The sequence below is a fragment of the Micromonospora sp. NPDC049799 genome (assembly GCF_040656655.1).
Classification (GTDB): domain Bacteria; phylum Actinomycetota; class Actinomycetes; order Mycobacteriales; family Micromonosporaceae; genus Micromonospora.
Window position 1 is genome coordinate 1 of the sequence record NZ_JBFAMU010000132.1, and the last position, 11,473, is coordinate 11,473.

At 70.6% G+C, this 11,473-nt stretch carries 10 protein-coding genes; 4 read left to right on the top strand and 6 right to left on the bottom strand.

Translation table 11 applies throughout. From position 1 onward, the window contains the following. From AB0I76_RS12975 to AB0I76_RS12995, 5 genes are all read right to left on the bottom strand, one after another. On the bottom strand, window positions 1-197 hold a 197-nt coding region (locus tag AB0I76_RS12975; protein WP_357034039.1), incomplete at its 3' end, for a glycosyltransferase. Beyond that, complete coding sequence (locus AB0I76_RS12980; protein WP_357034041.1) at window positions 194-1,345, bottom strand: glycosyltransferase; 1,152 nt, start codon at window positions 1,343-1,345, stop codon at window positions 194-196. The genes AB0I76_RS12980 and AB0I76_RS12975, both read right to left, overlap by 4 nt. Then, window positions 1,345-2,454 (bottom strand): polysaccharide pyruvyl transferase family protein, encoded by a 1,110-nt coding sequence (locus tag AB0I76_RS12985; protein WP_357034043.1) that lies wholly within the window; start codon window positions 2,452-2,454, stop codon window positions 1,345-1,347. Before AB0I76_RS12985 ends, AB0I76_RS12980 begins: the two co-directional genes overlap by 1 nt. Beyond that, window positions 2,451-3,797 (bottom strand): polysaccharide biosynthesis C-terminal domain-containing protein, encoded by a 1,347-nt coding sequence (locus AB0I76_RS12990; RefSeq protein WP_357034045.1) that lies wholly within the window; start codon window positions 3,795-3,797, stop codon window positions 2,451-2,453. The genes AB0I76_RS12985 and AB0I76_RS12990 overlap by 4 nt, the downstream gene beginning before the upstream one ends. 79 nt (window positions 3,798-3,876) lie before the next feature. Next, the gene (locus tag AB0I76_RS12995) at window positions 3,877-5,157 is read right to left on the bottom strand and encodes an O-antigen ligase family protein (protein WP_357034047.1); all 1,281 of its coding nucleotides are present in this window, start codon (window positions 5,155-5,157) and stop codon (window positions 3,877-3,879) included. 566 nt (window positions 5,158-5,723) lie between these two features. Between AB0I76_RS12995 and AB0I76_RS13000 the strand changes: the two genes are divergently transcribed. Next, window positions 5,724-6,911: an acyltransferase gene (locus AB0I76_RS13000; RefSeq protein WP_357034049.1), complete on the top strand. Its 1,188-nt coding sequence runs from the start codon at window positions 5,724-5,726 to the stop codon at window positions 6,909-6,911. A gap of 5 nt (window positions 6,912-6,916) precedes the next feature. Here AB0I76_RS13000 and AB0I76_RS13005 read toward each other — a convergent pair whose 3' ends face one another. Then, window positions 6,917-8,227 carry a hypothetical protein gene (locus AB0I76_RS13005; RefSeq protein WP_357034051.1) on the bottom strand — a complete coding sequence of 437 codons (1,311 nt, stop codon included), beginning with the start codon at window positions 8,225-8,227 and terminating at the stop codon, window positions 6,917-6,919. A 206-nt stretch (window positions 8,228-8,433) separates the two neighbouring features. Between AB0I76_RS13005 and AB0I76_RS13010 the strand changes: the two genes are divergently transcribed. From AB0I76_RS13010 to AB0I76_RS13020, 3 genes are all read left to right on the top strand, one after another. Continuing rightward, window positions 8,434-9,285, top strand: coding sequence for a MurR/RpiR family transcriptional regulator (locus tag AB0I76_RS13010; RefSeq protein ID WP_357034053.1), 852 nt, complete (start codon window positions 8,434-8,436; stop codon window positions 9,283-9,285). A gap of 13 nt (window positions 9,286-9,298) precedes the next feature. Beyond that, entirely contained in the window at window positions 9,299-10,954 is a 1,656-nt protein-coding gene (hutU, locus tag AB0I76_RS13015) for a urocanate hydratase (RefSeq protein ID WP_357034055.1), read from the top strand. Continuing rightward, the coding region (locus tag AB0I76_RS13020; protein WP_357034057.1) for a M20/M25/M40 family metallo-hydrolase at window positions 10,951-11,473 on the top strand (523 nt) is incomplete at its 3' end. The genes hutU and AB0I76_RS13020, both read left to right, overlap by 4 nt.

Consider the following 11,473-nt stretch of genomic DNA (forward strand, 5'->3'; position numbering starts at 1 on the left):
TTGATCGCCTTGCCGAAGCCGACGTTCGGCAGCGAGATGACGGGGTACCCGAAGGACTTCGCGACCTCGACGCTGTCGTCCGTGGAGGAGTTGTCCACGACCACGACATGGTCCACCGGCAGGGCGCCCAGGCAGCCCAGACTCAGGGGAAGCTCTTGGGCGGAGTTGTAGGAGACGATGATCGCTGCGATTTTCACTGCCGACTCGCAATTCCGTAGGCGTCGAGGTACGAGCGGACGGTGTCGTCCCAACGGAACGTCCGCTCGATGTGTGCGCGGGCACGCCGTCCGCGCTGCGCGGCGTCCTCGGGTGATTCGACCGCGGCCCGAACGGCCGCCGCGATCTCGTCGGCCGTCGACGCGGTGTACAGCATCGAGGCGTCACCGCGCACCGACTCGGCCGGTCCGCTGGACGTGATGACGGGACAGCCGAGGGCCATGGCGTGCGCCACCTTCATCAGCACTCCGCCGCCGACGATCGACGGTACGACGACGGCGTGGGCGTCGAGCATCTCGGACCGGAGGTCGGGCACCGCACCGGTCACCACCACCCGGCCGTCGCTCTCGCCGAGGCCGACCACCTCGGCGGACGGCTCCGCCCCGACGATCCTGAGTTCCGCCTGCGGCAGGTTCTGCCACACCAGCGGCATCACCTCGCGCGCGAGGAACTGAGCGACGAGGGCGTTCGCTCGTCGCCACATCGCCCCGGCGAACACGAGTCGCGGTCGCTCCGTCGCCGGCGGCGGGGACCAGGACCGGTCACCGATGTGCACCCCCGGCCGGGCGAGCACGGTGTTGGAGTTGTGTGCCGCGGCGACCGCGAAGTCGGCGTCGGACAGCGTGATGACGGCAGCCGCCTGCCGGATCGCCGCGCGTTCGAACCGTCGCGTCCGAAGCAACTCGGCGAGACGGTACGGGCGTTCCAGACCGGACGACGCCCGGTACGACTCCAGCATCACCTTCTCGGTGATGTCGTGCAGGCCCAGCACCGACGCGGGGCTGATCCCGACGACCTCGGCGGACTGCAGGTACTCCGAGTGGACGACATCGGGCCGGATGCGGCGGATGAGTTCAGCGGCCTCTCGGGTCGCTTCTCGGGGCCAGGCTTGGCGCAGCCATGCCGGTTCGAGCCGGAAACGGTCCCGGTGGCTCGGACGAGCGGTGACCGTGGCGGGCAACAGGGTGTACTTCAGATCGTCCCGCTTGGATACCGCGGTGTTCTCCGGCGAGTACACGAAGAGGTCGACCTGTTCGGCCAGCCGCGGTGTGAGCTGCACGATCGTGTCGGCTGCGGCATGGTAGTGGTGCGCGTTCGGCGCGAACGGGGTGAGCAGAAGGACGCGCATCAGCCCAGCCGCTTCAGAAGCGTCGTGACGAACCCCTGCGCGACTCGTCCCTGGGCCGCGACCCGCTGGGCGGCCTCCCGGAACTGCTCGGTCGCCGCGGCAGCCGCGGTGGCCGTGCGGTAGAGCGTGTCGGCATCGACGTCCGGTGGCACCAGGTACTCGCGGAGCCCCAGGTCGACGAAGGCGTCATGGACCTTTCGCTCGTAGGCGATGGCCACCGTCGGAACGCCGATCGCCACGGCCAGGAGTGCGGCGTGCAGGCGGGTGCCGAGGACGAGTTGATTCGTCCCGAGCGACTGCAACCAGTCGCGCAGGGCCCCGGCGAGAGGACGGCTGCCGTCCAACGGGGTCGAGTCCAGGTCCAGCAGGTCGCGGAAGTCGCGCTCGTAGATGACGCGGTCGTCCTCGCCGTGCGCTCCACGACCGAAGGCCATCGGAAGGAACGTGCCCGACCATCCGTCCTGACGAAGCCGGGCGACACATCCGGAGGTCGCCGCCACCAGTGAACTCTCGAGGTCGGGCGCGAGCGGTCGCATCGACAGCGCGAAGCGGCGGCCGGAATCGATCCGCTCCAGGTCGGGCAACGGCAGGGTGTACGCCATGTCGCCGATGACCTCCGCCCCGGAGCCGAAGTGCGACGCGGTTCGTTCGTCGCGCACACCCACCGCGACACAGGAGGCGCCGATGAGACGAAGCACCTGACGGCCGAACGGCGTTCCTCCCTCCCGTACGCCGACGCCGACGGTGGCGACGGGCGTTCCCGCCACCTTGGCCATGGCGATGATCCTGCCGAACATCGGCAGGGTGCCGGGCCACGACAGGTTGGGGGACCGCTCCTGGAAGATCGTTCCAGGGCCGAGGAGAAGCAGGTCGCACGACTTGATCGCGCGCTGCACCGCCACCTGACGCTCGGAGGCACCACGAGCCCGCAGGACGGGCATGGGCTCCGTCTGCACACCGTGCAGTTCGGCGACCCGCTCGGGGTTCGGGGAGAAGACCACGAACGACGCGTTCTCCTTGACCGCGCGGACGCAGGTGATGAGCGAGTGGAGAAGAATCTCGTCTCCGAGATTGTCCGATCCGAACCACCCGACTATTCCGACCCTCACATGTCCTCCGTCGTTGCGGCCGGCAGGTGGCCTGCGGCCCGTCGTTGTGCCACAAGCCTGGCGGTCGCCAGAGCAAGGATGATGCCGCCGATGGTGACGGACGCCGCGGCCGGTTCCATCACCGTCAGCAGTCCGGCGAGCGCCCATGCCGCCGCCGCCACGCATCCGAACGTGATGAGGACCGGCCACACCAGCTCTCTGATCCGGAGGAACCACAGCAGCGACCCGGCCACGACGAGCTCGTTCAGCACCATCGCGCAGGCGGCACCGTAGGCGCCGTACCTGGGGTCGAGTGCGATGTTCAGTCCGACGCTTCCGCAGATGCTCAGCACCAGCACCACCAGCCGGCTGGCGGCGCGGCCCCGGGCCAGCAGGATGGCGGACAGACCAAAGTTGGCGAATCGCAGTGCGAGGAAGAGGGTGAGCACCATCGCCAGCTCAGGGATGTTCCCCGCCTGGTCACCGAACAGCACGGCGGTCCCGATCGGAAGACCGATGAAGATGACGCCGGCGGCGCCCTGGCCGGCGAGCCCGAAGAACTGAAAGACCGTGACCGGGTCGTTCGCCTGAGCGGTCCCGGAGGCCCGCTTCGGCGCGGCATAGGCAAGGGCGCCGACGCCCATCGACGCCGCGACCTGGACCGCCGGTCCGATGATCGCCGCTGCCGAGACGTATTCTCCGACTTCCGCAGCGGTGACGAAGAACGCGAGTACCAAGACGTCGCCGCGGAAGTAGAAGAGACCGAGGAGGTCGGAGGCGAAGTACGGCAGCGCCAGCCTGATGTGGTGGGCCGAGCGGGCACCTCGGGATTCACGGAGTGACGGCAGGATCCGCACGACGAGAACCGCGGCAGTCGACCGGAGGACGGACGCCGTCAGGAAGTAGACCGCAGCGTCACCGAGGGTCAGCCCGTTCATCAGCCACACGTCGATCGCGCACACGCCGACGAGCAGGAGGCCGGTGGACGTGTTCGTCAGCGGTTCGGCCCAGGCCGAACGCGTGCCTCGGATGAGGACCCACGCCGTCTCGTTCCACTGTTCGAGAAGGCTGGCGACGAAGATCAGGAAGAAGGCGAGCTGCGCTGCCCCGGGAAGAAGCACGCCGATCAGCACGTACGCGACGGCGGCGGCCGCCATCAGCACGGCGAGACGGCCGCCATGGATCCGGGCGACCACGGGGGGCGAAACCGTCCCCGCGGCGGCCTCCCTGGTCAGGTAGGTCGGTAGGCCGAGGGAGAGCGCGGCGGCGGTGAACGACGCGGTGAGCGTGGCCATCCCGTAGAAGCCGACGGCCTCGATGCCGGCGCCCCTGGTCAGGAACGCCATGACCACCAGGGTTGTCATCCGCGTGGCCAGGGTGGAGAGCCCCAGCAGGCCCGACACGACCGTCAGAGACGTGCGCCGTCCCGCCGGCGCCCTGGTCTCAGTCGCGACCATCGCCGCGCACACCTGCCGAAGACCGCGTCCGGGCACCGAAATAGCCGGAGACGAGCGCCAGCATCAGAAAGTAGGGGCCCTGCAACAGTCCCCAGCCCGTCATTCCGATGAGGAGGAGACCCGGCAGCGCGCTGACCAGAACCCTGGGGGCCAGTTCCGAGGTCCGCGAACGGAAGACGGAGCGGGTGGCCGTCGTCGCGGTCCGTACGAACGGCAGCCAGAGGAGCAACGCGCCGAGGATGCCCACCTCCGCGGCGCTCAGCAGTAACACGTTGTGCACAGGCACACCGCTCGCGGTGAGTCGGTCCGAGGCGCCGGCGACGGCGACGTAGCTGTTCGGTCCCACCCCGGTCCAGGGATGTGCGCGGATCACGTCCCACGCGACCGTGAGGAGGTGTTGACGGGACCCCCCACCGGGGTCCGCCAGGAATCGCTCGATCAGCCACGGTAGCGATGCCACGCCGAGCACGCCGGTGAGACCGAGGACCACGAAGTATCTCTTCTGCCACCGCCCGGTCATCAGCTCGAGCAGCATGAAGACGAGGATCACGGAGACCACGGCGGCGAGGACCGTACGACTCTGCGTGAGGGACACGCCGAGGAGGACGACACCGAGCGTCGTCCAGGCCACCCATCGTTCCCGCACCGTCCGCTGCGGCAGGGTCAGCGCGCACAGACCGCAGAAGAACAACAGCTTCGCCAGTTCCCCTGGATGGCTCGTCAGGCCCGTGGCACGCCCGAGCACGTCGAGGGCCTGTTGGCCGGAAACTCGGCGCAGCGGAAAACCGAGGACCGCTGCGGTGATCGCGAAGAGCTGGAGCCACGCCACGACCGCGAAGGCCCAGAGCAGGATCGAGTGGCGGCGGTCCGCACGTTCGGCCGCTGCACCGATGGCGAACACCGTCGCCGCCAGGCAGAAGTGCAGGATGCCGCTCAGGGTACGCAGGGACGCGTCCCAGGAGAGCACGGCGAACAGGGCCACCCAGCCGAGAAACGGCACCCACAGGAGAAGGGCGCGGACGAGTCGACGAGGCGTGTGCAGCGCCACCAACACCAACGCCACAGTGATCGCGATGGTGTACGAGTACAGCGTCGGCGTTCCGGTCGCCACACCGGCGTAGATGACGACATCGGCGGGTGCGAGGGCGACCGGCACCAGTCCGAGCGTCGCCACCACGAGCGCCAGTGCGGCGACGATGCGCTGATCCGGGTCGGACCGCAGGCCCCGGGCGACCGTCCGGCCGACCTCGGTCAGCCGGACAACCACGCTCGGGGCCCGATGGCGGCCCTGCCCACGGGGTCGGCTCTCGCCGCCGGGGTCGGCAGCCGGGTCGACAGGTGTCCGAACTGGCCCCTGACCGCTGTCGAGCCATGTTGCCGGGGCATGGCGTGGATCACCTTGGGGATGACCGTAGGCCGTACCGGTGAACATGACATCTCCGTATCAGCCTTGGTCGGCCAGTCGCTGCCACGGCTGCACTGGTCGTGCCGTCGTGCGGGTTCTCGCTCACGCCTCGAGGGCGGAGGTATCCCGACCCGATGACGCATCGGTCCTGGCCGAAGCGGTGCTTCGCGCGCTCATCATAGAGGTGGCGTCAGCGACGAACCACAGGTCCCGGCCGCCGCCCACGGACTCCCGATCGACACCGCCAACCGCACCGTGCGTAGCACGCGATGCGCAATGAGTGGGCTCCGGTGGTGTCCGCACATTCCTGACTGGAATGGCCGAATTGCGGCTTGCCGCATATCGCCTACACCGGATCCTGCCGTCGGCGAGCACGTGCCGATACGTATCCTACGTTCGCCGATCACCTCTCTCGCCAGGGCGTCACCATGAACATCACCCACGCCAACCGCTCGGCGTCCGCGGATCAGACGGTCGAGATCCCGACTCTTACCGAGCGCGATCGGCCAACCCGACCGACCACCGCGCGCGCGCCGCGCCTCTACGTGCTGGACCTGCTGCGGTTCATCGCGGCGATGAGCGTCGTCGCGTACCACCTGCTGTTCGCCGACGCCCGGGAGTCCTGGTCGGCCAACACGGCGGACCTGTTCGGTGCGCCACTCCGGCAGGCCGCCAGTTACGGGTGGCTGGGCGTCGAACTCTTTTTCATGATCAGCGGCTTCGTCATCTGCATGAGTTCTTGGGGTCGGCCCCTGGGCGACTTCTTCATCTCGCGCGTGACGCGACTGATGCCGGCTTACCTGTTCGCGGTCATCCTGACCGCGTCGGTCCTCGTGTTGTGGCCACTGCCGGGGGAGACGGCGCCCAACCTGCCGCAGATCATCGGCAACCTCACCATGGTGCAGAACCTGCTGCAGGTGAACAACATCGACGAGCCGTACTGGACCCTGCTGATCGAACTGAAGTTCTACCTGCTGTTCCTGATCGTGGTCGCCTTCGGCGTCACGTACCGCCGGGTCCTGATGTTCTGCATGATCTGGACGACGCTCGCGCTCTTCGCGCACAGCGCCGACTCCAATCTCCTGACGATGGTGGTCGAACCGCGGTTCGCGTCGTACTTCGTCGCGGGGATGGCGCTCTACCTCATCCACCGGTTCGGGCACAGTCTGCTGCTCTGGTGCATTGTGGCCTTCTCGTTCGCGGTCAACGCCGTGATGCTGGATCTGCGGGTCGCCCCGCTCGTGAAGGCCGGCCTGCCGATGTCGTGGAAGGTGTCACTGCTCCTGGTCGCCCTCTTCTACCTCCTGATGACCGGTATCGCGCTCGGGTGGTTCGCGAAGGTCCAGTGGCGCGGCCTGGTGACCATCGGCGCGCTCACCTATCCGCTCTATCTGCTCCACTCCGCCAACGGGCGCACCGTCATCCGTCATCTGCGCGACGACGTACCCCCGTGGCTGCTGCTGGGCGGCGTCGTCGGCGCGGCACTCCTGCTGGCCTACGTCGTGCACCGGTTCGTCGAACGTCCGCTCGGCCGAGCGCTGCGAAACGGGCTGAAGAGCAGTTTCGAGAAGGCCCGGGCCGCCTCGGAGTTACCGGCACCGCCGCCGACGGTCTGAATTGCTCAGAAGCGTGCGTTGTCCCGCACGGAGTTGACCACGCGCCGGATGACGTCGACCCAGTCCACTGGCGCGGTCATGCGCAGCACGAGTTGACGGTCGATCGCGCCATCCGGCTGTGAACGCCAGAACGCGACCACCACGATGCCGTACCTGTCGGTGCCGTTCAGTTTCACCGTCTCCGCGAGGAAGACGTAAGGCCCGCCGCTGCGCCATTGCAGCCCCCACGCCTCCTCCGCCTTGCGCAGGGCGACGCGCCGGTCCTCGTCGCATTCACGGCAGTCACGGACGATCAACTCGCCGCCGATCTCCGAGTTGTTCCCGATCGAGGCGCCGCAGTTGTACTTGACCTCGCCCTCGGTGCTGCCGCCGGGGGCGCACGTCCAGTCAGCCGGCGCGGTGAATCCGAAGCCCAGGCCATCGGGGTTGAGCGTGCGTACCGCGTCGCCCTTGCCGAAGATCTGCCATCTCGGCCAGTCCCCGGGCCGTGGCGGCTCGAGGCCCGGCTGCTGCGGAGGTCCGGTCGGCGACCAGCCTGACGCGCCGGACTGGGCCACGCCGGTGGGTGAGGGGCCTGCCGTCGGCTCGGTCGTACCCCGGAGCCCGGTCCAGGCGAAGGTACCGGCACCGGCAAGGAGGACCAGCACCAGAGCGCTGATGCCGATCCAGAGCCCGGTCCGGCGCGGGCGCGGGGCCGACGGCGTGATGCGGCGGGCGGGCGACGAGAACGCGTCCTGGGACGGCACGCCGGCCGGCGAGGTCTGCACGACCGGCGGTGGGAGGTGCCCGTGTGGGGACATGCCATGGGCGGGCGGCGCGGGTGCGCCGGAGACCGGATGCGGGGACGCGGACACCGGCTGGCCGGGGATCGGGCCCGCCTGCACCGCCCACGGGACGTGAGCCATGCCGGACGCCGGCTCGGGAGCTCCGGAGACCGACTGCGGCAGCCCGGAGACCGACTGCGGCAGCCCGGACACCGGCTGCGGCGGGGCGGACACCGACTGCGGCACCCCGGAGACCGGCTGCGGCGGGGCGGAGGTCGGCGGCATGGCGGCCGGGATCGGGGTGTACTCCACGCCGAGGGCCCTGAAGAGCCTCTCGGCACCCGGTCCCGCGTTGGCCGGATACGCCACCCAGGGCGCGTCGGCCGAGAAGTCGGCATACGTGTACGCCATCCCGTTCGGCGCCTGCGCCAGCGAGTTCGCGGTGCTGGCGAAGGCGGCCCGCCAGGCCGGCGCGGCGGCCACGGCGGCGTCCAGCACCGCTACCGTGACGAAGCGGCCGTGGTCGTCGATCGCGGCCCATGCCCTACCCACCGGAGATCCGCCCAGAGTATGGGTGAACCTGTACGGGCCTTCCGGCTGCATGCGCACTCCTCCATCGAACCGCCGTGCGGATAGTACCGACCGGCTTCCAGCGCGGCCCGCCCCGGCCGACCCCGTCCCGCCGGCGAGCGCCGTCCGCCGTTCGACGCGGACAGACCGTCTTGCTTTGTGAAAGTTTTCATGCATAGAGTCACCTCATGAATGAGGGGGCTGTCGTGGCACCCACCGAGCAGGTGCTGGACCTCTTCCAGGGGGTCCGGCTCACCCCCACCCAGCGCCGCATCGCCCACTGCCTGGTCCAGCACGCCCCGGCCGTCGGGTACCTGTCCGCGGCCGAGGTCGCCGAGCTGGCCGGCGTCAGCCAGCCGTCGGTCACCCGGTTCGCGGTGGCGCTCGGGCACGACGGCTACCCCGCGCTGCGCCGCCGGCTGCGTGAGCTGACCGCCGGCGCGCCCGGCGGGCCGGCGGACGCCGGCAACGAACTCCAGCAGGCGGTACGCGCCGAGATGGGCAACCTCGACCGGCTCGCCGCTCAGCTCGCCGACCGGGAGCGGATCGCCGACACCGGCCGGCTGCTCGCCGCCAGCCGGCCCTTGCCGGTGCTGGGCCTGCGGGCCGCCGCGCCGCTGGCCGCGTACTTCGCGTACTTCGCCGCGAAGGTGCACCCCGACGTGCGGGTGCTCGACGACGGCGGCAGCCTGCTCACCGACCGCCTGGAGCAGGCCGCCGAGGCGGGGGCGACGGCCCTGCTCACCTTCGTGCTGCCCCGCTATCCGCGGGAGACCCTGGACGCGCTGGACGAGGCGCGAGCCGCCGGCCTCACCGTGGTGGCGATCACCGACTCCCCGGTCAGCCCGGCCGCCGAGCACGCCGACGTGGTGCTGCCCGCCGCCGTGGGCGCGCGGCTCGTCTTCGACCTGCACACCGCCCCGATGACCCTGGCCATGGTGCTGCTGCAGGCGATCTGCGACGCCACCCCGGCCGACACCCAGCGCCGGCTGGAGGCGTTCGAAGCCTCGGCGGCCCGTCGTCAGTTGTTCCTCGGTTAGGAGGAGACCAGAGATGACCCACCCCGTCCGCGCGGCGCGCGGCATCGAACGCACCGCCCGTGGCTGGCCGCAGGAGGCCGCGCTGCGGATGCTGATGAACAACCTCGACCCGGAGGTGGCCGAGCGCCCCGACGACCTGGTGGTCTACGGCGGCACCGGCAAGGCCGCGCGGGACTGGCCGTCGTACCACGCGCTGGTCCGGACGCTGACCGACCTGCGCGAGGACGAGACGATGCTGGTGCAGTCCGGCCGCCCGGTCGGGGTGATGCGTACGCACGAGTGGGCGCCCCGGGTGCTGCTTGCCAACTCGAACCTCGTCGGTGACTGGGCCACCTGGCCGGAGTTCCGCCGCCTGGAGCAGCTCGGCCTGACCATGTACGGGCAGATGACCGCCGGCTCGTGGATCTACATCGGCACCCAGGGCATCCTGCAGGGCACGTACGAGACGTTCGCGGCCGTGGCGGCGAAGCGCTTCGGCGGCACCCTCGCCGGCACGCTGACCCTGACCGGTGGCTGTGGCGGGATGGGCGGGGCGCAGCCGCTCGCGGTCACCATGAACGGCGGCGCCTGCCTGATCGTGGACGTGGACCGGACGCGGCTGGACCGGCGGGTGCACGACCGCTACCTGGACGAGGTCGCCGACTCCCTCGACGACGCGGTGGACCGGGTGCTCGCCGCGCGGCGGGAGCGCCGGGCGCTGAGCGTCGGCGTGGTGGGCAACGCGGCCACCGTCTTCCCGGAGCTGCTGCGCCGGGGCGTCGAGATCGACATCGTCACCGACCAGACCAGCGCGCACGACCCCCTGTCGTACCTGCCGGAGGGGGTGGAGCCGGCCGACGCCCGGGACTACGCGAAGGCGTTGCCGGCCGAGTTCACCGACCGGGCCCGGGCGTCGATGGCGAAGCAGGTCGAGGCGATGGTGGGCTTCCTCGACGCGGGCGCGGAGGTCTTCGACTACGGCAACTCGATCCGTGGTGAGGCCCAGCTCGCCGGCTACGAGCGGGCCTTCGACTTCCCCGGCTTCGTGCCGGCGTACATCCGGCCGCTGTTCTGCGAGGGCAGGGGCCCGTTCCGCTGGGCTGCCCTCTCCGGCGACCCGAAGGACATCGCCGCCACCGACCGGGCCATCCTGGAGCTGTTCCCGGAGAACGAGTCGCTGGCCCGGTGGATGCGGATGGCCGGCGAGCGGGTCGCCTTCCAGGGCCTGCCGGCGCGCATCTGCTGGCTCGGCTACGGCGAGCGGGACCGGGCCGGGGTGCGGTTCAACGAGATGGTCGCCTCCGGTGAGCTGTCCGCGCCGCTCGTGATCGGCCGGGACCACCTGGACTGCGGCAGCGTCGCCAGCCCGTACCGGGAGACCGAGGCGATGGCCGACGGCTCCGACGCGATCGCCGACTGGCCGCTGCTGAACGCGCTGGTCAACACCGCCAGCGGGGCGTCGTGGGTGTCCATCCACCACGGGGGCGGCGTGGGCATCGGCCGGTCGATACACGCCGGGCAGGTCTGCGTCGCCGACGGCACCGCCCTGGCCGGGCAGAAGATCGAGCGGGTGCTCACCAACGACCCGGCGATGGGCGTCATCCGGCACGTCGACGCCGGCTACGACGCGGCCCGCGAGGTCGCCGACCGCACCGGCGTCCGCGTCCCGATGGCCGAGGGGCCGGCGTGAGTGACCTCGCCGCCCGATTCCGGGGGCTGTGGGACGAGATCGCGCCCGTCGGGCGGGACGCCGGCAGCGGCGGCTACCTGCGGTACGCGCTGACCGAGCCGGAGCTGCGGCTGCGGGAGTGGTTCCGAGAGCAGGCCGACGCGCGTGGCCTGCCGGTCACCGAGGACGGCAACGGCAACCTGTTCGCCACCTGGGGCGATCCGGAGGCCGGCGACGCGGTGCTGACCGGCAGCCACTTCGACTCGGTGCCGCACGGCGGGGCGTACGACGGGCCGCTGGGCATCGTCAGCGCGCTGCTCGCCGTCGACGAGCTGCGCGCCGCGGGCAAGAAACCGGTCCGGCCGATCACCGTGGCCGCGTTCGTGGAGGAGGAGGGGGCGCGCTTCGGCGTACCCTGCCTGGGGTCGAGGCTGTTGACCGGCGAGATGGCACTGGACCGCGCGGCCGGGCTGCGCGACGCGGCCGGGGTGAGCTTCGCCGAGGCGCTGGGCGGGCGGCCGGCGGGCGCGCGACCGGAGC

Excerpts from the sequence above, each read along its gene's own strand:
- AB0I76_RS12980 (WP_357034041.1), bottom strand. The coding sequence starts at position 1,345 with ATGCGCGTCCTTCTGCTCACCCCGTTCGCGCCGAACGCGCACCACTAC.
- AB0I76_RS13000 (WP_357034049.1), top strand. The coding sequence starts at position 5,724 with ATGAACATCACCCACGCCAACCGCTCGGCGTCCGCGGATCAGACGGTC.
- AB0I76_RS13010 (WP_357034053.1), top strand. The coding sequence starts at position 8,434 with ATGAATGAGGGGGCTGTCGTGGCACCCACCGAGCAGGTGCTGGACCTC.
- hutU (WP_357034055.1), top strand. The coding sequence starts at position 9,299 with ATGACCCACCCCGTCCGCGCGGCGCGCGGCATCGAACGCACCGCCCGT.
- AB0I76_RS12990 (WP_357034045.1), bottom strand. The coding sequence starts at position 3,797 with ATGACAACCCTGGTGGTCATGGCGTTCCTGACCAGGGGCGCCGGCATC.